Origin of the sequence: Streptomyces sp. bgisy159, from assembly GCF_965341775.1 — a bacterium.
In the GTDB taxonomy this organism is placed as follows: domain Bacteria; phylum Actinomycetota; class Actinomycetes; order Streptomycetales; family Streptomycetaceae; genus Streptomyces.
In genome coordinates this window covers 65186-85957 of sequence record NZ_CBDQZH010000003.1, presented here as the reverse complement: position 1 = coordinate 85957, position 20772 = coordinate 65186, and the positions used below count along the sequence as shown (strand labels likewise).

Genomic DNA, 20772 nt, shown 5'->3' with positions numbered 1-20772 from the left:
ATGGCGAAGATCACACCCAGCAAGGGCGCCCCGTACGCGCGCATCCTCGGCGTCGGCGGCTACCGGCCCACCCGGGTGGTGCCCAACGAGGTCATCCTGGAGAACATCGACTCCTCGGACGAGTGGATCCGCTCCCGCTCCGGCATCGAGACCCGGCACTGGGCGAACGACGAGGAGACCGTCGGCGCCATGTCCGTGGAGGCGGCCGGCAAGGCGATCGCGGACGCGGGGATCACCGCCGAGCAGATCGGCGCCGTGGTCGTCTCGACGGTCTCGCACTTCAAGCAGACCCCGGCCGTCGCCACCGAGATCGCCGACAAGCTGGGCACCGACAAGGCCGCCGCCTTCGACATCTCGGCCGGCTGCGCGGGCTTCGGCTACGGCCTGACCCTCGCCAAGGGCATGATCGTGGAGGGCTCCGCGGAGTACGTCCTGGTCATCGGCGTGGAACGGCTGTCCGACCTGACCGACCTGGAGGACCGCGCGACGGCCTTCCTGTTCGGCGACGGCGCGGGCGCCGTCGTGGTCGGCCCGGCCACCGAGCCGGCGATCGGCCCGACGGTGTGGGGTTCCGAGGGCGACAAGTCGGAGACCATCAAGCAGACCGTGCCGTGGACGGACTACCGCGACGGCGCGGTGGAGCGGTTCCCCGCCATCACCCAGGAGGGCCAGGCGGTGTTCCGCTGGGCCGTCTTCGAGATGGCGAAGGTCGCCCAGCAGGCCCTCGACGCGGCCGGCATCAGCCCCGCCGACCTGGACGTCTTCATCCCGCACCAGGCCAACGAGCGGATCATCGACTCGATGGTGAAGACTCTCAAGCTGCCGGAGCACGTCACGGTCGCCCGCGACGTGCGCACCACCGGCAACACCTCGGCCGCCTCGATCCCGCTCGCGATGGAGCGGCTCCTGGCGACCGGCGAGGCGAAGAGCGGCGACACGGCGCTCGTCATCGGATTCGGGGCGGGTCTCGTGTACGCCGCGACGGTCGTTACCCTCCCCTAGGCACTCCGTGCCGGATCATGCGGTCTGGCACGGTGTACACCGCCACACCCTCTGGAACATCTACGAAGGAGCGCCGACATGGCCGCCACTCAGGAAGAGATCGTCGCCGGTCTCGCCGAGATCGTGAACGAGATCGCCGGGATCCCGGTTGAGGACGTCCAGCTGGACAAGTCCTTCACCGACGACCTGGACGTCGACTCGCTGTCCATGGTCGAGGTCGTCGTCGCCGCCGAAGAGCGCTTCGACGTGAAGATCCCGGACGAGGACGTGAAGAACCTCAAGACGGTCGGCGACGCGACCGAATACATCCTCAAGCACCAGGGCTGATCCAGCCGCTGGCTGCCTGCCCCGCCACCCGGCGGTGGCGCCGCTGATCCTCGTAACGTTGGAGAAAGATTTCCCGTGAGCCCGACCAATCGCACCGTGGTCGTCACCGGTATCGGCGCAACCACACCGCTGGGTGGCGACGCAGCCTCTACCTGGGAGGGCCTCGTCGCCGGCAAGTCCGGCGTCAAGCCCCTGGAGCAGGACTGGGCGGCCGAACAGGCCGTCAAGATCGCGGCCCCGGTCGCCGTGGAGCCCACCGAGGTCATCCCGCGGCCGCAGGCCCGCAAGCTGGACCGCTCGGCGCAGTTCGCGCTGGTCGCGGCCCAGGAAGCCTGGAAGGACGCCGGGTTCACCGGCAAGGCGGGCGAGGACGGCTCCGTCGACCCCGACCGCCTGGGTGCGGTCATCGCCTCCGGCATCGGCGGCGTGACCACCCTCCTCGACCAGTACGACGTGCTGAAGGACAAGGGCGTCCGCCGCGTCTCCCCGCACACCGTGCCGATGCTGATGCCCAACAGCCCCTCCGCGAACGTGGGTCTGCTGGTGGGCGCCCGCGCGGGCGTGCACACGCCGGTCTCCGCCTGCGCGTCCGGCGCCGAGGCCATCGGCTACGCCATCGAGATGATCCGTACCGGCCGCGCCGACGTCGTCGTCGCCGGGGGTACGGAGGCCGCCATCCACCCGCTGCCGATCGCCGCGTTCGGCAACATGATGGCGATGTCCAAGAACAACGAGGACCCGCAGGGCGCCTCGCGCCCCTACGACGTCGACCGGGACGGCTTCGTCCTCGGCGAGGGCGCGGGTGTGATCGTCCTGGAGTCCGCCGAGCACGCGGCCCGGCGCGGCGCGCGGGTGTACGCGGAGGCGGTCGGCCAGGGCATCTCGGCCGACGCGCACGACATCGTGCAGCCGGAGCCGGAGGGGCGGGGCATCTCGCACGCCCTGCAGAACCTGCTGGACCGCACCGACCTGGACCCGGCGGAGATCGTGCACGTCAACGCGCACGCGACGTCGACGCCGGCCGGTGACGTGGCCGAGCTGAAGGCGCTGCGCAAGGTGTTCGGCGACGACACCGACCACATCGCGGTGTCGGCGACCAAGTCGATGACGGGTCATCTGCTCGGCGGTGCCGGTGGCGTCGAGTCGGTCGCGACCGTGCTCGCCCTGTACCACCGGGTGGCTCCGCCGACCATCAACGTCGACCGTCTCGACCCCGAGGCGGAGGCGAACGCGGACATCGTGCGCGGGGAGGCCCGGAAGCTGCCCGTTCAGGGCCGTATCGCCGCGCTCAACGACTCGTTCGGGTTCGGCGGGCACAACGTGGTGCTGGCGTTCCGTACGGTCTGACGGCGCCGCTCCGACGGTTTGTGGCCCGGCTCCTCGGTGAGGCCGGGCCACTCGTCGTTGTCTCGCCCGTCGGATGCCGGGTGCGGGTCCTGGTGGGTTGCTCGCGCGGTTCCCCGCGCCCCTGAGCCGCGCTGCCCCTCAGGGTCTTTCAGACCACCTGGTGAAGCCAGCGCACGGGCGCGCCCTCGCCCGCGTACCGGAACGGTTCCAGTTCGTCGTCCCAGGGCTTGCCGAGCAGCTTGGACAACTCGCCCTCAAGGTCGGTCTCGCCGCGTTGGCTGCGGAGCAGGGCCGCGCGCAGGCGGTCCTCGGGGATGAGGATGTCGCCGTGGATGCCGGTGACGGCGTGGAAGATGCCGAGGTCGGGGGTGCAGCTGTAGCGCTCGCCCTCGGCGGCGGCGCAGGGCTCGGCGGTGACCTCGAAGCGGAGCAGCTGCCAACCGCGCAGCGCGGAGGCCAGCTTGGAGGCGGTGCCCGCCTCGCCCAGCCAGGAGAACTCCGAGCGCCAGGTGCCGGGGGCGGCGGGCTGGCGGATCCAGTCGAGGCTGACGCGGGTGCCGAGCACCCCGGCGACGGCCCACTCGACGTGCGGGCACAGCGCGCGCGGCGCGGAGTGCACGTACAGAACTCCACGTGTCGTCACCGGGACCTCCGGGCAGGCGGGTCGTCTTGCGGGCCGGGGTGGCTGCGGTCATGGCAGCAGCCGCGTTGATGGCGAGGCTACCCTGCGGCGGCTCAAGGAGTGTGACGTACCGTCGGTCCCGGTGCCGCGAAACGCCCGCCATTCACCCGGGGGGACGCGTGTACGGGTGTGCCGCGTTGCATCTTGTGGGCTCTGGGGCCGGGGCGGGAACCCTCGGACGTTGTCATGGGTGGGGCCGGTCGACCGCCCGGCCCGGTGGTGCGGAGAGGCGAGGCGAGGGAGAGGCGAGGGATGCTCAAGCGGAACCCGCGGGTGCGGGCGGTGGCCGTCGTCACGGCGGCGGTGGTCGGGCTGGCCGGCTGCGACGCGGTGGGCGGGGACTCCCCCGGCCCCACGGGCACCCCGGCCCGGCAGGCGAAGCCGTCCGCGTCGCCGTCCTCGCTGTGGGACGCCAGCCCCGCCTCCGTGGCGGCCGTCGGGGACTCCATCACCCGCGGATTCGACGCCTGCGGCATTCTCACGGACTGCCCGGAGGTGTCCTGGGCGACGGGCGCCAGCAGCGAGGTGAACAGTCTCGCGGTGCGGCTGCTGGGCAAGGCGCGGGCGGCCACGCACAGCTGGAACTACGCGGCGACCGGCGCCCGGATGGCGGACCTGCCGGGCCAGATGGCGCGGGCGGCGGCGCGCAGGCCGGGGCTGGTCACGGTGATGGCGGGGGCCAACGACGCGTGTCGCGCCTCGCCGGAGGCGATGACCCCGGTGGCGGACTTCCGGGCGGACTTCGAGCGCGCGATGAGCACGCTGCGGCGCACGGCGCCCAGCGCACAGGTGTACGTGGCCAGCGTGCCGAACCTGAAGCGGCTGTGGTCCCAGGGGCGCACCAATCCGCTGGGCAAACAGGTGTGGAAGCTGGGTGTGTGTCCCTCGATGCTGGGCGACGCGGACGCGCTGGACTCGGCGGCGACGCTGCGGCGGGCGACCGTGCAGCGGCGGGTGGAGGACTACAACCGGGTGCTGTCGCAGGTGTGCGCGAAGGACCGCCGGTGCCGGTTCGACGACGGCGCCGTGTACGAGTACCGGTTCGGCACCGACCAGCTGAGCCACTGGGACTGGTTCCACCCCAGCAAGAACGGCCAGGCGCGGCTGGCGGAGATCGCTTACCGTCATGTCACGGCCAAGGCGGACTGACCTAGAGTTCCGCCCATGAGCGAACACTTCGGAACACTTTCCGACGGCACGCCGGTGCACCGCTGGACGCTGGAGCGGGCGGGCACCCGGGTGCGGATCCTGTCGTACGGCGGAATCGTGCAGTCCGTGGAGGTCCCGGACCGCGACGGGCGGACGGCGGACGTGGTGCTGGGGTTCGCGGACCTGGACGGCTACCTCGCCACCCCCGAACCCTTCCTGGGCGCCCTGATCGGCCGGTACGCCAACCGGATCGCGCACGCCCGGTTCCGGCTGGACGGCGTGGCGTACGCCCTGGAGCCCGTCGACGGTCCCCACTCGCTGCACGGCGGCGCGCGGGGTTTCGACAAGCGGGTGTGGGACGTGGAGCCGGTCGAGCACGGGGTGCGGCTGAGCCGGGTCGCCGAGGACGGTGAGGAGGGCTTCCCCGGGCGGCTGGAGGTGGCGGTGACCTGCACACTGGACGCGGCGGGCGCGCTGCGGTTCGCGTACGAGGCGGTCACGGACGCGCCGACCGTGGTGAACCTCACCCACCACGGCTACTTCGACCTGTCCGGCTCGGGGAACGCCGCCGGGCACGAGCTGCGGCTGGCGGCCTCCCGTCACACGCCGGTCGACGCGGACCTGATCCCGACGGGTGCGCTCGCGGAGGTGACCGGGACCCGCTTCGACTTCCGCACGGCCCGCAAGCTCGGCACCGGCTACGACCACAACTTCGTGCTGGACAAAGGCGTCACGGCCGCGGCGGTGGAGGTCGCGGAGCTGTGCGACCCGGCGTCCGGGCGGGTGCTGACGGTGGCGACGACCGAGCCGGGCCTGCAGGTCTACACCGGGGACCATCTGCCGGAGCCGCTGGTTCCCGGGGCGGGTGTGGCGCTGGAGGCCCAGCACTTCCCGGACTCCCCCAACCGCCCGGAGTTCCCGAGCACCGTGCTGCGGCCGGGTCAGGTCTACCGCTCGGAGACGGTGTACGGCTTCGGGGTGCGCTGACTCACGGCCGTGGACGCCACGAGCCCCGGCCAGGGGTCAGGTCCCCGGCCGGGGCTGCCCTCGACGGTAGCCGCCGCCGGACGGCTGCATGGCCGTTCCGGCCGAGTTTCGTACGACTCCCTCACACATGAGGAGGGTTGCCGCCGGGGTCGGTCACTGCCCCCAGCGGACGGCCAGCGCCTTGCTCGCCCCGCACGTGAGCGCGAGGGCCAGGGCCCAGCCGGGAGCGCCGGCGGCCACCAGGGCGGCCACTCCCGCCCCGAACCACAGCACCTCGAAGCCGGCCCGGCCCGCGCCACTGGTCCGGTACCGGGCGCGCGGCGAGCCGAACAGCGCCCACAGCGCGGCGAGGACCACCGGGGCGGCGACGGCGAGCGGCCACGCGACGGTGGCCCCCCAGTAGGCGGCGGCCCCCAGGGCGCCGAGCTCGACGAGGAACAGGACACCCAGGTTGGCCGTCTTCATGGGGGCAGTATCACTCGGCGGGCGGTACGGCGGCCACGGCCTCGATCTCGATCACCGCCTCGGGGCGGAACAGCCGGGGCACCTCGAAGGTCATGCTCGTGGGCGGGGTGCCGGTGAGGAACTCGCGGCGGACGGCACCGTGTTCGGGTAGGCCGTCGATGTCCGTGAGGTAGGTGCGGATGCTGATGATGTCGCCGAGGGCGCCCCCGCACGGGCGGTGTACGCGGCGACGCTCCGCGGCCGGGCGCGGGACGCGACGGCGGAGGAGTTCGTGGCGGCGGAGGGGTTCGTGGCGGAGCTGCGGGAGACGGCGGCGCGGGTCCGGCGTCCGGGCGACGGGCCGGCCGCACAGGCCGTTCCTCGCTCGTCGCGGTCGCCGGGTGCGACGGGGCCGGGACGAGGCTGACGCCGGGGCCGGGACGGAGCCGGGCGGACGCTCATCGCGGAGCCGGCGCCGGGGCGGTGACGGCCGGCCCGGTGACGACGGCTACGCGGGCACCCCGGTCACCAGGGCGAGTGATCCTTCGTGAGCGTGGGCGGGCTGTCGCGGTCGTCGCCGTCCGTGCCGTCGCCGGCGTCCTCGGGCTCCCCGGTCTCCTCGCCGAGCAGGTCGCGGGCCATGAGCGTGGCGCCCGCGACGGCGCCCGGCATCAGGAACACGGCGACGAACGGGACGAGGAAGGCGAGCGCCAGGGGCGTGCCGAAGCCCCAGACCAGGGTCTTGCGGGCGCGCAGCAGGGCGAGCCGGTCGCGCAGGTCGACGCGTCGGCGCTGCAGGGCCACCGCGGTCAGCTCCTCGGTGAGGAAGAACCCGGTGACGAAGAGCCCGACGACCGGTACGACGCTCTGCCCGGCGAAGGGGATGAACCCCGCGGCGAACAGCAGCAGCGCCCACAGCCCGGCCCGCGCCAGGATCCGCAGGCTGTCCCGGGCGGAGATCCACAGTTCGCGCCAGAGCGGCCGCCCGGACTGGGGCGCGGTGCCGTCGGGCGAGACGTCGCGGTCGACGGCCTGGGACAGGGCGTCGTAGAAGGGCTGGCCGACGAGCAGGGTCACGGCGGTGAAGGTGAGGACGGCGAGCAGCAGGCCGAGGACGAACAGCGCCGCGGTGAGCAGGCCGCGGAAGAGGCCCTGCCAGGGGCTGGCCCAGTCGTCGGCGAAGGGCGTCGCCCAGGCGACGAGGTCGTCGCCCCAGACGGCGAGCGCGACCAGTGCCGCACAGTAGAGCACCAGTGTGATGAGGGCGGGCAGCAGCCCGAACCCGTAAGCCCTGCCGTGCCGGGTCACCCACCGCTGGCCGGCCACCAGATGGCGGAAGCCCACCCCGAGATCGCGCATGGACGGAACTCTAGCGGCGCGCTGTTCGAGACGCCGCCGGCGGCGCCGGGTGACCTGACGCTGCTGTACCGGGCCCGTACGGCGCGGCAGCCGGGCGGGCCTGTAGGGCCGACGCGGCGCCGCTCAGGCGTCCAGCATCCGCCGCAGCAGCCCGCGCAGCACCTCGCGTTCGCCGTCGTCGAGGCCGGCCAGCGGTTCGCGGGCGAAGCGCAGGGACTCGCGCAGTTCCCGTGCCACGCGGCAGCCGTCCGCCGTCGCCGCGGCCAGCTTCACACGGCGGTCGGCCGGGTCCGGGCGGCGCTCGACCAGGCCGCGGGCCTCCAGGCGGTCGACGATGCCGGTGACGTTGGACGGCTCGCACTTGAGCCGCCGGGCCAGCTTGCGCATGGGCAGCGGCTCCAGGCAGAGCAGGCCGAGGAGCCTGGCCTGGGCGCCGGTCAGGGAGTGACCGGCGGCGGCCTCCTCGTAGTCGGCGTGGTAGCGGGCCACGACCTCGCCGATGAGCTCGACGACCTCCAGGGTCAGGGGGTCGGGGCGACGGGTCTGCTGGGGTGGGGCCATGGCTTCAGGATAACCGTTTACTTGACAACCTGAAATATTCACCTCCATGGTTGTTTCAGGTACTGAAGCAAACCGGAAGGCGCTCCCCCCATGAAGAACCGCGAGTGGCACCTGCTCAGCCGTCCCGTCGGCTGGCCCACCCCCGACGACTTCGCCCTCGTCGAGACCGAGGTCCCGGCGCCCGGCGCGGGCCAGGTACTGGTGCGCAACAGGTACCTGTCCGTCGACCCGTACATGCGCGGCCGCATGAGCGCCGCCAAGTCCTACGTCGCCCCGTTCGAGCTGGGCAAGGTGATGCAGGGCGGCGCGGTCGGCGAGGTCGTCGCCTCCGAGGCGGAGGGCATCGCGGCCGGCGACCACGTCCTGCACTTCTCCGGCTGGCGCGAGTACGCGGTGATGGACGCCCAGCACGCCGTCAAGGTCGACCCGCAGGCCGCGCCGCTGTCGACGTACCTCGGCGTGCTCGGCATGACCGGCCTGACCGCCTACGCCGGGCTGCTGCGCACCGCCGCCTTCAAGGAGGGCGACTCGGTCTTCGTCTCCGGTGCCGCCGGGGCCGTGGGCAGCCAGGTCGGCCAGATCGCCCGGCTCAAGGGCGCCTCCCGGGTCATCGGGTCCGCGGGCTCCGCCGAGAAGGTGAAGCTGCTGGTCGAGGAGTACGGCTTCGACGCCGCCTTCAACTACAAGGACGGTCCGGTGAGCGAGCAGCTGCGGGCCGCCGCCCCCGACGGCGTCGACGTGTACTTCGACAACGTCGGCGGCGACCACCTGGAGGCGGCCATCGGCTCCCTCAACGAGGGCGGACGGATCGCGGTCTGCGGCATGATCTCGGTCTACAACAACACCGAGCCGGCGCCCGGCCCGCGCAACCTCGCGCGGCTGATCCAGACCCGCGGCCGCATCGAGGGCTTCCTGGTCGGCGACCACTACGACCTGCAGCCGCAGTTCGTGCGGGAGGTCGGCCCCTGGGTCGCCTCGGGTGCGCTGAAGTACCGCGAGACGGTGGTCGAGGGCATCGACAACACCCTGGAGGCGTTCCTCGGCGTCCTGCGCGGCGACAACACCGGGAAGATGATCGTCAAGCTCTGACTCTGGCCCCATCTTTCCGTCATGCGGTAAGTTCTTTCCGAAATCCGCCGTCGATCGTGGGCGCGAGTCGGCGGCGGGCCGAGGAGGAGACCACCGCATGCCCCTTCAGCAGTCCGACGTCCTGTACACCGCCGTAGCCACCGCCGAGAACGGCCGCGACGGCCGCGTCGCCACTGACGACGGCAGGCTCGACATCGTCGTGAACCCGCCCGCCGAGATGGGCGGCAGCGGCGCCGGCACCAACCCGGAGCAGCTGTTCGCCGCCGGCTACAGCGCCTGCTTCCAGGGTGCCCTGGGCGTCGTGGCCCGGCAGGACGGCGCCGACGTCACCGGCTCGACCGTCACCGCCAAGGTCGGCATCGGGAGGAACGACGACGGCTTCGGCCTGGTCGTCGAGATCTCGGCGCACATCCCGAACGTCGACGCCGAGACGGCCCGGACCCTGGTCAAGAAGGCCCACCAGGTCTGCCCGTACTCCAAGGCGACGCGGGGCGACATCAGCGTGACGCTCGCCTGACCGCGTTCGTTGCGTACGACGGAGGCCGCACCTTGGACGTGGGGTGCGGCCTTCCACCGTGCGCGGTCAGCGGACCTGCGCCGCCCGGTGCACCGCCGCCACGAACCGTTCGTTCTCCGGTGCCGCCCCGCCGGGAAACACCGTCCGGCGACGGGTGTACCCGTAGGCCAGCCCGCTGCGCGGGTCCGCGAACGCCTGCGAGCCGCCGGCCCCGCTGTGCCCGAACGCGCCGGCACCGAGGAAGGGGTACCAGGTCTCGGCGGTCGCCTGGAAGCCGACGCCGTACGCCTTGTGGGCCCGCAGGACCAGGTCGTACCCGACCGAGTGGATCTGCCCGACCTCCGCGACCGTGTCCGGCTTCAGCAGCGGGGGCCGCCCGTCCACCTCGTCGATCGCCGCCGCGTACATCCCGGCGAGGCCGCGCGCGGAGGCGACGCCGCCCGCCGAGGCCGGTCCCTTGGCGCGCACCGTGCGGGAGTTGGCGTGGTCCGTCAGGTCCGCCGGGTCCGGCACCTGGGTGTTGAACGCGATCGAGCCCAGGGTGTGCGGGCCGCTCGGCACCGCGTCCAGTTCCGCCCGCTGCCGGGGCGTCGGCGCCATCGGCTGCACGGAGCGGAAGCGCGGCTCGTGCGCGGCCGGCAGTCCCAGGAAGAAGTCCAGGCCGTACGGCGCCCGCACCCTGTCCTCGTACAGCTCCTGCAGCGTGCGGCCGGTCGCCCGGCGCACCACCTCTCCGGACAGCGCGCCGATGACCAGCGCGTGGTAGCCGAACGCGGTGCCCGGACGCCAGAACGGCCGCTGGTCGGCGAGCCGTTCGGCCAGCGCCCGGTCGTCGGCCAGTTCCTCCCGGCTGAATCCGGCGTCCACGCCCACCACCCCCGCGCGGTGGGCGAGCAGGTCGCGCAGGGTCAGCTGGCCCTTGCCCTCGGCGGCGAACTCGGGCCAGTAGTACGTCACCCTGCGGTCCAGCTCCAGCGTGCCGTCCTGGACCAGCAGCGCGACGACCAGATGGGCGGCGCCCTTGGTGGACGAGAAGACGCCGTACAGGGAGTCGGGTCCCACCCCTTGCCCCGCCCAGAGGTCGACGACCCGCCTGCCGTGTACGTAGGCGCACAACTGGCCCTCGTAGTCGGGCCGTTCCCTCGCCACGAACGCGGCGAACTCCTCTCGCACCGCCTCGAAACCCTCGACCACGGTGCCGTGGATCTGCTCTGCCATCCGCTCTCCTCACCCAGACCGCTGCTTGCGCGTCCCATCATGATCAAACCCTGTGCGACCCGCCGACACGTCCCTGGGGCTCGCCCCCACCTGGGTGGTGCCCGGCATGCCGAGGTCGTGAGCCGTCTGAGATCGGTACGGCGAGGTGTACCCGTTCGACTCAACTGCGGCGAGGAGGCGTTGGTGTCACCGATAGCCCGGATGGCGTAGGCCGGCGGGCGGGGACGCCCGGGTTCAGGTGCACCACCACAGGAACCGGTCGCAGGTCTGCGACGGGGACGGCTTCGGTGACGGGGACGAGGCGGGCGGGTCGCCGGCGGTGGGGGTGGGGTCCGGGGCGGGGCCCGCGGTGGCACCGGGAGCCGTCGGGGTGGTGCCGGGTGCCGTCGCACCGGTGTCCGCGCCGGAGTCGTCGGACGGCGACGCGGAGGCGCTGCGCGAGGCGGAGGCGGAGGCGGAGGGGGACGCGGAGTCGGAGGCGGACGGTCCGGCGGAGACCGGGGTTCCGGAGGCGGCGTCCCGGGGGCTGTCCTGCGGACCGGGCGAGGTGCCCGGGGCCGTCGCGTCGTCGCCGTCGATCTCGGCGGACTCGCCGCCGTTCGTGGACGGGTTCGGGGAGGAGAACCCCGGTGCGTCGATGCCGAGTTCGGCCAGGCTGAGGCCGCCCGCCGCGAGCACGAAGCCGGCGGCGACCAGCGCGGCCCGGCGGCGGCGCCTTCGGTGTGCTGCGGCCTTGCGGTCGCGCCGGGCGGCGCGGGGGCCGGGCGGCTCGTCACAGTCCTGCTCCGCGTCGCCTCCGGCTGCCGGTGACGGGTCCGGCCGGCCTTCCGGGTCCGGACCGGCGGACGTGGCCGGGCGGGGGGACACGGCCGGATCGGCGGGGGCCGCCGGGGCGGCGGCTGCGGTCGGGGCGGTGAAAGCGGTGGGACCGGTGGATGCGGTGGGGTCGGTGGGTGCGGTCGCGTGGGCGGGGGCCGCCGGGTCGACGGGGGCGGGCACGGTACCGGACCGGTCGCCCGGGTACTCCGCGGCCGGCTCCCGCACCGCCTGCGCGGGCACCCTCGGCGCGTCCGCCGGGTGGGCCTCCTGCGCGTGGGACACCTGCGCGTACCCCGCCCCCCGCGATTCTCCGTACGCGTACGCGTACTCGGGCGCGTACGCGTGCAGCGCTTCGGAGGGGGTGCCGCACCCCGGGCAGGCGAGGGCGCCGTTGAGGTGCCTGCGGCACGGGTGGCAGTAGTCCATGACGCGGGAAGACTAAGTTCCGGACCGGCGGGGTTCCTAGCGCCGCCTGTGAAGGTTGTGTGGGAAACGATCGGCTCCGCCGGGGTAATGCCGCCGAAACTGTCGAAACCGTTATGTGTTCGACCCATTGACACCCCCCACCCGCCATCCTTACTGTCACGCCAGCATTTCGAACGTGTGACGAAATCTCGAACAGCGTCGACGAAGCAGCGAGGGACAACTGCCGTGCGCATCACCGGAATCAGCACTCATGTGGTCGGGACCCCCTGGCGGAACCTGACCTATGTCCAGGTGCACACCGACGAGGGCATCACGGGCGTCGGTGAGACCCGGATGCTGGGTCACACCGACGCGCTGATCGGCTACCTCAGGGAGGCCGAGACGAACCACATTCTGGGCTCCGACCCGTTCGCCCTGGAAGACCTGGTCCGCCGGATGAAGTACGGCGACTACGGCCGTGCGGGTGAGATCGTGATGTCGGGCATCGCCGTCATCGAGATGGCCTGCTGGGACATCAAGGGCAAGGCGCTGGGCGTGCCGGTGTGGCAGCTGCTCGGCGGCAAGGTGACCGACAAGGTCAAGGCGTACGCCAACGGCTGGTACACCACCGAGCGGACCCCGGAGGCCTACCACAAGGCCGCCCAGGGGGTCATGGAGCGCGGTTACCGGGCGCTCAAGATCGACCCCTTCGGCACCGGGCACTTCGAGCTGGACCACGAGCAGACCCTGTACGCCGTCTCGCTGATCGAGGCCGTGCGCGACGCCATCGGGCCGGACGCCGAGCTGATGCTGGAGATGCACGGCCGGTTCTCGCCCGCCACCGCCGTCCGGCTGGCCAAGGAGCTGGCACCGTTCAAGCCGGCCTGGCTGGAGGAGCCCTGCCCGCCGGAGAACCTCAAGGCGCTGGAGAAGGTCGCCGCGAAGGTGGACGTCCCGGTCGCCACCGGCGAGCGCATCCACGACCGCATCGAGTTCCGCGAGCTCTTCGAGAGCCAGGCCGTGGACATCATCCAGCCCGACGTCGGCCACATCGGCGGCATCTGGGAGACCCGCAAGCTGGCCGCCACCGCCGAGACCCACTACATGCTGGTCGCCCCGCACAACGTGGGCGGATCGGTGCTCACCGCCGCCTCCCTCCAGGTCGGTTTCACCTCGCCCAACTTCAAGGTCCTCGAACACTTCAACGACTTCGCCGACGCGGAGATCAAGAAGGTCGTCAAGGGCGCCCCGCAGGTGGACCCCGAGGACGGCTGCTTCCACCTCTCCGACGCGCCGGGCCTCGGCGTCGAGCTGGACGTCGACGCGGCGGCCGAGTTCCCGCAGCAGCAGGCCCGGTTCGACCTGTGGGCCGAGGGCTGGGAGCAGCGCAAGCCGAAGGGCACCAAGTGAGCTCCGAGGTCCTGGTCGAGGCGCCCGGCGAGCACCGGCTCGTCGAACACACCCCGCGCGAGCCCGGCCCCGGCGAGGCGCTGGTCGGCGTCCACGCGGTGGGGATCTGCGGCAGCGACCGCGAGGTGTACCAGGGCAACCGGCCCGAGGGGTACGTCCGTTACCCGCTGACGCCCGGCCACGAGTGGTCCGGGACGGTACGGGCGGTGGGCGCCGGGGTGCCGGCCTCGCTGGTGGGCCGCAAGGTGGTCGGCGAGGGCTTCCGCAACTGCCAGGTGTGCGACCGCTGCCACGCCGGCGAGACCACGCTGTGCACGGACGGCTACGAGGAGACCGGGTTCACCCAGCCGGGGGCCATGGCCGCCACGCTGACCCTGCCGGCCCGGCTGCTGCACGTGCTGCCGGACGACGCCGACCTGACCGCCGCCGCGCTGCTGGAACCGGCCGCCTGCATCGCGGCCGCCGCGCTCAGGGCGGGCGCCCGGCCCGGCGAGCGGGTCGCGGTCGTGGGCACCGGCACGCTGGGCATGTTCGCCGTGCAGTTCCTGCGGGCGGGCTCGCCCGCCGAGCTGCTGGTGGTGGGCACCCGGCGGGACCGGGAGGCGCTGTCCCGGCGGTTCGGCGCGACGGACTTCCGGACCAGGGACCAGGAACTGCCGGGCGACTTCGACGTCGTCGTCGAGACCGCCGGGTCGGCCTCCGCGGCGCGGACCGCCGCCGGTCTGCTGCGGCGCGGCGGGCGGCTGGTGCTGACCGGCATCCCGGCGCCGGGCGCGGAGGGTCTGGACCCGACCGATCTCGTCGTACGGCAGCTGGAGGTGCACACCGTCTTCGGGGCGCCGCCGGATGCCTGGTCGCACACGGTACGGGTGTTCGCCGCCGGGTTGCTCGATCCGCTGCCGCTGGTCACCCACGAGCTGCCGCTGGCCGAGTTCTCGGAGGCCATCGAGCTGGTGGGGTCCGGCGATCCGAAGGTGGGCAAGGTACTGCTGCGTCCCTAGCCGCACGCCCGCGCGGGGCCGCCCGCCCGACAGCCCGGCGCCCGCGCCGGCCCCCTCCGTAGCCCCCCGCACCCTGAGCCGCGAACCTCGTCCGATATATCGAACACTAAGGACACCCTGTGACCGACGCTCCCGTTACGGCAGCCCGCAGGCCCGGCGAGCAGGCGCTCGCCGCGCTCGGCCTGGGCGGGCCCGCCCTCGACCCCGCCGACGCCTCGCCCCACTCCTTCCCGGGCGGCGGCCGCTGGCGCACCGAGATCCCCTCGTGCGAGGGCCCCGAGGCGCTGGCCGTCGTCCTCAAGGAAGCCTCGCGGCTCGACGTGCCGATCCACCGGATCAGCCAGGGCAGCGGCGTCTGGATGCTCACCGATGCCGAGATCACCGAGATGGTGGAGGCCACCGGCGAGCGGGACATCGAGCTCTGCCTGTTCACCGGGCCGCGCGGCACCTGGGACACCGGCGCATCGGTGCGCACCGACTCACGCGGGGCCGGGCTGCGCGCCCGGGGCCACGACGCCGTGGCCGGCTGCGTGGAGGACGCGGTCCGGGCGACCGAGCTGGGCGTCCAGTGCCTCCTGGTCGCCGACGAGGGCGTGCTGTGGACGCTGCACCGGGCGCGGGCGGCCGGGATCCTGCCGGCGGACACCACGCTCAAGGTGTCCGCGCTCATCGGGCCGGTCAACCCGGCGTCCTTCGCCGTCTACGAACGACTCGGCGGTGACTCGATCAACGTGCCCAGCGATCTGACGCTGGACCACCTCACGGAGATCCGCAGGGTGTCCGCGGCGCCCATGGACATGTACATCGAGGCACCCGACGATCTGGGCGGATATGTCCGGATGTACGAGGTCGCCGAGCTGATCCGGCGGGGTTCCCCGCTCTACCTGAAGTTCGGCCTGTCCAAGGCCCCGGGGATCTATCCGTACGGCCACCACATGCGCGAGCTGACGCTGTCCACCGCGAAGGAGCGGGTGCGGCGCGGCCGGCTGGCGCTGGACCTGCTGGCCAGGCACGGAGCCGACGGCGACATGGCGCCGCTCGGGTCCCGCAGGCCGGGCGAGCTGAGGCGTTTCGAAACGTCCGCATAACGTTTCGAACACCACGGCTTCACAAAAGCAGACGCAGCCCAACACAATCCCACACACGCCACCTCGGTCCTCCCGCCCGGCCCTCCGACAGCCCCCGAACCACCCGGACCGAACCCCGCCCCACCCACATCAAGGATGATGATCATGCGTACTCGCAGAGCCGCCCTCGCCGCCATAGCCGGAGCCGCCTCCCTCGCGCTCACCCTGACCGCCTGCGGCCAGAACAGCGAGGGCGGCAGCAAGGAGGACAAGGGGTCCGCCAAGGGCGGCACCATCGGCATCGCGATGCCGACCAAGTCCTCCGAGCGCTGGATCGCCGACGGCAACAACGTCAAGAAGGACCTGGAGTCCAAGGGCTACGAGACCAAGCTGGTCTACGGCGAGGACGACCCCGACCAGCAGGTCTCCCAGATCGAGAACCTGATCACGCAGAACGTCAAGGCGCTGATCGTCGCCGCGATCGACAACAAGTCGCTCAACAACGTCCTCAAGCAGGCGAAGGACGCCGGCATCCCGGTCATCGCGTACGACCGCCTCATCCTCGGCACGCCGAACGTCGACTACTACGCCTCCTTCGACAACAGCAAGGTCGGCGAGCTCCAGGCGAACTACATCGTCGACAAGCTGGGCCTGAAGGACGGCAAGGGCCCGTTCAACATCGAGCTGTTCGCCGGCTCGAACGACGACAACAACACCAAGTACTTCTTCAACGGCGCGATGAGCGTCCTGAAGCCGTACATCGACAGCAAGAAGCTCGTCGTCAAGTCCGGCCAGACCGAGATCAACCAGGTCACCACGCTGCGCTGGGACGGCGCCACCGCCCAGCGGCGCATGGACGACATCCTCACCAAGTCGTACCAGAGCGCCCGCGTCGACGCGGTGCTGTCGCCGTACGACGGCATCTCCATCGGCATCCTGTCGGCGCTGAAGTCGGACGGCTACGGCTCCGGCTCCAAGCCGCTGCCGGTCGTCACCGGTCAGGACGCCGAGCTGGCCTCCGTGAAGTCCATCATCGCGGGCGAGCAGACGATGACCGTCTACAAGGACACCCGCGAGCTGGCCAAGGTCGCCTCGAACATGGTCGACGCGGCGCTCAACGGCAAGACGCCGGAGACCAACGACACCAAGACCTACGACAACGGCGCCAAGGTCGTCCCCGCCTACCTGCTGAAGCCGGTCAGCGTCGACAAGACCAACTACACCCAGGTCCTGGTCGACGGCGGCTACTACACGGCGGACCAGCTCAAGTAAGCGTCGGCCCTTACGGATTGGAAGGCACGACCATGGCGGGACCCGTCCTGGAAATGCGCTCGATCGTCAAGACCTTTCCCGGTGTCAAAGCGCTGTCGGACGTCACCCTGACCGTCCGGCAGGGCGAGGTCCACGCCATCTGCGGGGAGAACGGCGCCGGCAAGTCCACCTTGATGAAGGTGCTCTCCGGCGTCCATCCGCACGGCAGTTACGAGGGAGACATCCTCTTCGAGGGGGAGGTCGTCCGCTTCCGGGACATCCGGGCGAGCGAGCAGCACGGCATCGTCATCATCCACCAGGAGCTGGCGCTGTCGCCCTACCTCTCCCTCGCGGAGAACATCTTCCTCGGCAACGAGCACGCCAAGGGCGGCTTCATCAACTGGCGCGAGACCCTGCGGCACGCCACCGAACTGCTGCGCCGGGTCGGCCTGGACGACCACCCGGAGACCCGCGTCGCCGACATCGGCGTGGGCAAGCAGCAGCTGGTGGAGATCGCCAAGGCGCTGTCGAAGAAGGTGAAGCTGCTCATCCTCGACGAGCCGACGGCGGCGCTCAACGACGAGGACAGCGGCAAGCTCCTCGACCTGATCCTGGAACTGAAGACCCAGGGCATCACCTCGATCATCATCTCCCACAAGCTCAACGAGATCCGCCGGGTCGCCGACTCGGTGACGATCCTCCGCGACGGACAGACCATCGAGACGCTGGACGTCAAGGCGCCGGAGACGACCGAGGACCGGATCATCAGCGGCATGGTCGGCCGCGACCTGGAACACCGCTTCCCCGAGCGCACGCCGCACCACCCCGAGGAGGGCGCGGCCCCGGCGCTGGAGATCCGCAACTGGACCGTGCACCACCCGATCGACCAGCACCGCAAGGTCGTCGACGACGTGTCGCTCCAGGTGCGGCGCGGCGAGATCGTCGGCATCGCCGGGCTCATGGGCGCCGGCCGCACCGAGCTGGCGATGAGCGTCTTCGGCCGCAGCTACGGCCGGTACGCCGGCGGCACGGTCCTCAAGGACGGCCGGGAGATCCGCATCCGGAGCGTCGCGGAGGCGGTCGGGCACGGCATCGCCTACGCCACCGAGGACCGCAAGCACTACGGCCTCAACCTCATCGACACCATCAACCGCAACATCTCGCTGACGGCCCTCGGCAAGGTGGCCAGGCGGGGGATCGTCGACGAGCACGCGGAGCGGCAGGTCGCCGAGGAGTACCGCAAGTCCATGAACATCAAGGCGCCGACCGTCTTCGAGCCGGTGGGCAAGCTGTCCGGCGGCAACCAGCAGAAGGTCGTCCTCAGCAAGTGGATCCACGCCGGTCCCGACGTGCTGATCCTCGACGAGCCGACCCGCGGCATCGACGTCGGCGCCAAGTACGAGATCTACACGGTCATCGACCAACTGGCCGCGCAAGGCAAGGCGGTCGTCTTCATCTCCTCCGAACTGCCCGAACTGCTCGGCATGTGCGACCGCATCTACACCATGTCCGCCGGGCGGCTGACGGGCGAGGTGCCCCGGGCCGAGGCCACGCAGGAAGTGCTGATGCGCCAGATGACGAAGGACAAAGAGGTAACGCGATGAGCACCGAACTGACCAAGATGCCGGCGTCGGCCCCGCCGGGCAGGGACGACGGTCCGGCGGGCACCGGCCTGCTGCAGCTGGTCGTGGCCAACCTGCGCGGCAACATGCGCCAGTACGGCATGCTGATCGCGCTCGGTCTGATCGTCGCCCTGTTCGCGGTCTGGACCGACGGCCAGCTGCTGCTGCCGCGCAACGTCTCCAACCTGGTCCTGCAGAACGGCTATGTGCTGATCCTCGCGATCGGCATGATGCTGGTGATCATCGCGGGTCACATCGACCTGTCGGTGGGTTCGGTCACCGCGTTCATCGGCGCGTTCGCCGCCGTGCTGACCGTCGAGCACAGCGTGCCCTGGCCGGTCGCCGTCGTGCTCTGCCTCGCCATGGGCGCGGTGGCGGGCGCCACCCAGGGCTTCTTCGTCGCCTATCTCGGCATACCGTCCTTCATCGTCACCCTCGCGGGCATGCTGATCTTCCGCGGCTTCACGGAGATCCTGCTGGAGGGCCAGACCCTCGGCCCGTTCCCCGGCGGCCTGCAGAAGATCGGCAACGGCTTCCTGCCCGAGGCCGGCCCGAACACGAACTACCACAACATCACCCTGCTGCTCGGCCTCGCCGTGATCGTCTTCGTGGTGCTGCAGGAGGTCCGGGACCGCCGGCGCCAGCAGGAGTTCACGCTGGACGTCACCCCGCTCAACCTCTTCCTGCTCAAGCTGACGATCATCATCGCCTCGGTCCTGACGATCACCCTGCTGCTCGCCAGCTACAAGGGCGCCCCGATCCTGCTGCTGATCCTCGGCGTGCTGGTGGTCGGCTACGGCTACGTCATGCGCAACTCCGTCTTCGGCCGCCACATCTACGCCATCGGCGGCAACCTGCCGGCGGCCAAGCTGTCCGGTGTGAAGGACAAGAAGGTCACCTTCCTCGTCTTCATGAACATGGGCGCGCTCGCGGCCCTGGCCGGTCTGGCGATCGCCGCCCGGCTGAACGCGGCCTCCCCGAAGGCCGGCCTGAACTACGAACTGGAGGCCATCGCCTCCTCGTTCATCGGCGGCGCGTCCATGAGCGGCGGTGTCGGCACCGTCCTCGGCGCGATCATCGGCGGTCTGGTCCTCGGTGTGCTGAACAACGGCATGAACCTCCTCAGCGTCGGCTCCGACTGGCAGCAGGTCATCAAGGGCCTGGCCCTGTTGGCGGCGGTCGGCTTCGACGTGTGGAACAAGCGCAAGTCCGGTTCGTAAGTCAGCTCGGGCCCCGCCGGAGACGGCGGGGCCCTTCCTCCTCAGGAGCCGCTACATGGAACTGAACAGACGCACGGTCATCGCGGGCGCGGCGGCGGCGGGGCTCGCCGCGACCACACTCGGCGGCACGGCCCACGCCCACGGCGGCCGGACCCCGGTGAAGACCCTCTTCGGCACCCTCGCCGACGGCACCAAGGTGTACAGCTGGTCGCTGGCCAACGGCGGCACCCGGATGCGGGTGCTGTCCTACGGCGGCATCGTGCAGTCCCTGGAGATCCCGGACCGGCGCGGCTGCCACGCCAACGTCTCCCTCGGCTTCGACACCATCGAGGACTACGTCGCCTCCAGCCCGTACTTCGGCGCGCTGATCGGCCGCTACGGCAACCGGATCGGCAAGGGCCGGTTCACCCTCGACGGCACCGCGTACCAGCTGTCCGTCAACGACGGCGACAACAGCCTGCACGGCGGCGCCAAGGGCTTCGACAAGCGGGTGTGGGACGTCGAGCCGTTCACCAAGGGCTCCGACGTCGGCCTGCACCTGCACTACACCTCGGTCGACGGCGAGATGGGCTACCCGGGCACGCTGAGGACGAAGGTGACGTACACCCTCACCCGGCACGGCGACTGGCGGATCGACTACGAGGCCACCACCGACAAGGCCACCGTCGTCAACCTCACCAACCACGTCTACTGGAACCTGGCCGGCGAGGGCAGCGGCACCGTCGAGGACCACCAGCTGAAGATCGCCGGCTCCCGCTACACGCCGGTCGACTCGGGCCTGATCCCCACCGGCGAACTGGCGCCGGTCGCGGGCACCCCGTTCGACTTCCGCCGCGCCAAGCGCATCGGCGAGGACCTGCGCGAGGCCCACCAGCAGCTGCTGTACGGCAAGGGCATCGACCACAACTGGGTCCTCGACAAGGGCCTCTCGCCGCGCCCGGAGTGGGTCGCCACCCTCCGCGACCCGTCCTCCGGCCGCACCCTGCGCATCGCCACCACCGAGCCGGGCCTGCAGTTCTACTCGGGCAACTTCCTCGACGGCACGCTGGTCGGCTCCGGCGGTCGGATCTACCGGCAGGGCGACGCGCTGTGCCTGGAGACCCAGCACTTCCCGGACTCGCCGAACCAGCCGCACTTCCCGACCACCGTGCTGCGGCCTGGGCAGACCTACCGCTCGACGACGGTCCATTCGTTCAGCCGCTGAGCCAGAAGTCAGCGATTCGTCATATGAGTCGACCGGTGAGTTGAACGGCGTCACACCGGCCTCCGTATAGACCGGTGGCCCGCGCTCCCCC

21 protein-coding genes are annotated in these 20772 nt (G+C 71.5%); 14 read left to right on the top strand and 7 right to left on the bottom strand.

Annotated elements, in window-relative coordinates:
- From ACSLTV_RS04305 to fabF, 3 genes are all read left to right on the top strand, one after another.
- Complete coding sequence (locus ACSLTV_RS04305) at positions 1-1002, top strand: ketoacyl-ACP synthase III (RefSeq protein ID WP_432139255.1); 1002 nt, start codon at positions 1-3, stop codon at positions 1000-1002.
- 78 nt (positions 1003-1080) lie between these two features.
- Entirely contained in the window at positions 1081-1329 is a 249-nt protein-coding gene (locus ACSLTV_RS04300; protein ID WP_073951948.1) for an acyl carrier protein, read from the top strand.
- A 75-nt stretch (positions 1330-1404) separates the two neighbouring features.
- On the top strand, positions 1405-2676 hold the full coding sequence (fabF, locus tag ACSLTV_RS04295) for a beta-ketoacyl-ACP synthase II (protein ID WP_432139256.1): 1272 nt from the start codon (positions 1405-1407) through the stop codon (positions 2674-2676).
- A gap of 148 nt (positions 2677-2824) precedes the next feature.
- Here fabF and ACSLTV_RS04290 read toward each other — a convergent pair whose 3' ends face one another.
- The gene (locus ACSLTV_RS04290; protein ID WP_432139257.1) at positions 2825-3319 is read right to left on the bottom strand and encodes a DUF3145 domain-containing protein; all 495 of its coding nucleotides are present in this window, start codon (positions 3317-3319) and stop codon (positions 2825-2827) included.
- Between the two features lie 291 nt (positions 3320-3610).
- Between ACSLTV_RS04290 and ACSLTV_RS04285 the strand changes: the two genes are divergently transcribed.
- Together ACSLTV_RS04285 and ACSLTV_RS04280 are read left to right on the top strand one after the other, a co-directional pair.
- On the top strand, positions 3611-4507 hold the full coding sequence (locus tag ACSLTV_RS04285) for an SGNH/GDSL hydrolase family protein (RefSeq protein WP_435611653.1): 897 nt from the start codon (positions 3611-3613) through the stop codon (positions 4505-4507).
- A 15-nt stretch (positions 4508-4522) separates the two neighbouring features.
- Complete coding sequence (locus ACSLTV_RS04280; RefSeq protein WP_435611652.1) at positions 4523-5494, top strand: aldose epimerase family protein; 972 nt, start codon at positions 4523-4525, stop codon at positions 5492-5494.
- A 153-nt stretch (positions 5495-5647) separates the two neighbouring features.
- Here the strand turns inward: ACSLTV_RS04280 and ACSLTV_RS04275 are convergent, their stop codons facing one another.
- The 4 genes from ACSLTV_RS04275 to ACSLTV_RS04260 form a co-directional block, all read right to left on the bottom strand.
- Positions 5648-5959: a DUF2568 domain-containing protein gene (locus ACSLTV_RS04275; protein WP_432139260.1), complete on the bottom strand. Its 312-nt coding sequence runs from the start codon at positions 5957-5959 to the stop codon at positions 5648-5650.
- Positions 5960-5969: 10 nt separating this feature from the next.
- Positions 5970-6119, bottom strand: a complete 150-nt coding sequence (locus ACSLTV_RS04270) for a hypothetical protein (RefSeq protein ID WP_432157985.1) — start codon at positions 6117-6119, stop codon at positions 5970-5972.
- Positions 6120-6463: 344 nt separating this feature from the next.
- Positions 6464-7297 (bottom strand): EI24 domain-containing protein, encoded by an 834-nt coding sequence (locus ACSLTV_RS04265; RefSeq protein ID WP_435611651.1) that lies wholly within the window; start codon positions 7295-7297, stop codon positions 6464-6466.
- Positions 7298-7420: 123 nt separating this feature from the next.
- Complete coding sequence (locus ACSLTV_RS04260; RefSeq protein ID WP_432139262.1) at positions 7421-7858, bottom strand: MarR family winged helix-turn-helix transcriptional regulator; 438 nt, start codon at positions 7856-7858, stop codon at positions 7421-7423.
- Positions 7859-7948: 90 nt separating this feature from the next.
- On the opposite strand from ACSLTV_RS04260, the gene ACSLTV_RS04255 reads away from it, so the two are divergent.
- Together ACSLTV_RS04255 and ACSLTV_RS04250 are read left to right on the top strand one after the other, a co-directional pair.
- Positions 7949-8947: an NADP-dependent oxidoreductase gene (locus tag ACSLTV_RS04255; RefSeq protein ID WP_432139263.1), complete on the top strand. Its 999-nt coding sequence runs from the start codon at positions 7949-7951 to the stop codon at positions 8945-8947.
- A gap of 97 nt (positions 8948-9044) precedes the next feature.
- Complete coding sequence (locus tag ACSLTV_RS04250; protein WP_432157978.1) at positions 9045-9464, top strand: organic hydroperoxide resistance protein; 420 nt, start codon at positions 9045-9047, stop codon at positions 9462-9464.
- Positions 9465-9530: 66 nt separating this feature from the next.
- Here ACSLTV_RS04250 and ACSLTV_RS04245 read toward each other — a convergent pair whose 3' ends face one another.
- Both ACSLTV_RS04245 and ACSLTV_RS04240 read right to left on the bottom strand, forming a co-directional pair.
- A complete protein-coding gene (locus tag ACSLTV_RS04245) occupies positions 9531-10682 on the bottom strand; it encodes a serine hydrolase domain-containing protein (RefSeq protein WP_432139265.1) in 1152 nt (383 codons plus the stop codon).
- 234 nt (positions 10683-10916) lie between these two features.
- Positions 10917-11927, bottom strand: a complete 1011-nt coding sequence (locus ACSLTV_RS04240) for an SCO2400 family protein (RefSeq protein ID WP_435611650.1) — start codon at positions 11925-11927, stop codon at positions 10917-10919.
- Between the two features lie 225 nt (positions 11928-12152).
- Here ACSLTV_RS04240 and ACSLTV_RS04235 point away from each other — a divergent pair, with 225 nt between their 5' ends.
- The 7 genes from ACSLTV_RS04235 to ACSLTV_RS04205 all read left to right on the top strand — a co-directional run bounded on the left by ACSLTV_RS04235 (position 12153) and on the right by ACSLTV_RS04205 (position 20681).
- Entirely contained in the window at positions 12153-13316 is a 1164-nt protein-coding gene (locus ACSLTV_RS04235) for a mandelate racemase/muconate lactonizing enzyme family protein (protein WP_432139267.1), read from the top strand.
- Positions 13313-14317, top strand: coding sequence for a zinc-dependent alcohol dehydrogenase (locus ACSLTV_RS04230; RefSeq protein ID WP_435611649.1), 1005 nt, complete (start codon positions 13313-13315; stop codon positions 14315-14317). The genes ACSLTV_RS04235 and ACSLTV_RS04230 overlap by 4 nt, the downstream gene beginning before the upstream one ends.
- A gap of 119 nt (positions 14318-14436) precedes the next feature.
- Positions 14437-15405, top strand: a complete 969-nt coding sequence (locus ACSLTV_RS04225) for a hypothetical protein (protein WP_432139269.1) — start codon at positions 14437-14439, stop codon at positions 15403-15405.
- Between the two features lie 144 nt (positions 15406-15549).
- A complete protein-coding gene (gene chvE / locus ACSLTV_RS04220; protein ID WP_432139270.1) occupies positions 15550-16656 on the top strand; it encodes a multiple monosaccharide ABC transporter substrate-binding protein in 1107 nt (368 codons plus the stop codon).
- Between the two features lie 32 nt (positions 16657-16688).
- Complete coding sequence (gene mmsA / locus ACSLTV_RS04215) at positions 16689-18239, top strand: multiple monosaccharide ABC transporter ATP-binding protein (RefSeq protein WP_432139271.1); 1551 nt, start codon at positions 16689-16691, stop codon at positions 18237-18239.
- Positions 18236-19477, top strand: coding sequence for a multiple monosaccharide ABC transporter permease (gene mmsB / locus ACSLTV_RS04210; RefSeq protein WP_432139272.1), 1242 nt, complete (start codon positions 18236-18238; stop codon positions 19475-19477). Before mmsA ends, mmsB begins: the two co-directional genes overlap by 4 nt.
- A gap of 55 nt (positions 19478-19532) precedes the next feature.
- Positions 19533-20681, top strand: a complete 1149-nt coding sequence (locus tag ACSLTV_RS04205) for an aldose epimerase family protein (protein ID WP_432139273.1) — start codon at positions 19533-19535, stop codon at positions 20679-20681.
- Positions 20682-20772 lie beyond the last annotated feature (91 nt).

Bases quoted from the DNA above. Each gene is read 5' to 3' on its own strand.
- ACSLTV_RS04205 (WP_432139273.1), top strand. From the start codon at position 19,533: ATGGAACTGAACAGACGCACGGTCATCGCGGGCGCGGCGGCGGCGGGG.
- ACSLTV_RS04280 (WP_435611652.1), top strand. From the start codon at position 4,523: ATGAGCGAACACTTCGGAACACTTTCCGACGGCACGCCGGTGCACCGC.
- ACSLTV_RS04285 (WP_435611653.1), top strand. From the start codon at position 3,611: ATGCTCAAGCGGAACCCGCGGGTGCGGGCGGTGGCCGTCGTCACGGCG.
- ACSLTV_RS04240 (WP_435611650.1), bottom strand. From the start codon at position 11,927: ATGGACTACTGCCACCCGTGCCGCAGGCACCTCAACGGCGCCCTCGCC.
- ACSLTV_RS04245 (WP_432139265.1), bottom strand. From the start codon at position 10,682: ATGGCAGAGCAGATCCACGGCACCGTGGTCGAGGGTTTCGAGGCGGTG.
- ACSLTV_RS04265 (WP_435611651.1), bottom strand. From the start codon at position 7,297: ATGCGCGATCTCGGGGTGGGCTTCCGCCATCTGGTGGCCGGCCAGCGG.
- mmsB (WP_432139272.1), top strand. From the start codon at position 18,236: ATGAGCACCGAACTGACCAAGATGCCGGCGTCGGCCCCGCCGGGCAGG.
- ACSLTV_RS04250 (WP_432157978.1), top strand. From the start codon at position 9,045: ATGCCCCTTCAGCAGTCCGACGTCCTGTACACCGCCGTAGCCACCGCC.
- chvE (WP_432139270.1), top strand. From the start codon at position 15,550: ATGCGTACTCGCAGAGCCGCCCTCGCCGCCATAGCCGGAGCCGCCTCC.
- ACSLTV_RS04275 (WP_432139260.1), bottom strand. From the start codon at position 5,959: ATGAAGACGGCCAACCTGGGTGTCCTGTTCCTCGTCGAGCTCGGCGCC.
- mmsA (WP_432139271.1), top strand. From the start codon at position 16,689: ATGGCGGGACCCGTCCTGGAAATGCGCTCGATCGTCAAGACCTTTCCC.
- ACSLTV_RS04260 (WP_432139262.1), bottom strand. From the start codon at position 7,858: ATGGCCCCACCCCAGCAGACCCGTCGCCCCGACCCCCTGACCCTGGAG.
- ACSLTV_RS04255 (WP_432139263.1), top strand. From the start codon at position 7,949: ATGAAGAACCGCGAGTGGCACCTGCTCAGCCGTCCCGTCGGCTGGCCC.
- ACSLTV_RS04305 (WP_432139255.1), top strand. From the start codon at position 1: ATGGCGAAGATCACACCCAGCAAGGGCGCCCCGTACGCGCGCATCCTC.
- ACSLTV_RS04300 (WP_073951948.1), top strand. From the start codon at position 1,081: ATGGCCGCCACTCAGGAAGAGATCGTCGCCGGTCTCGCCGAGATCGTG.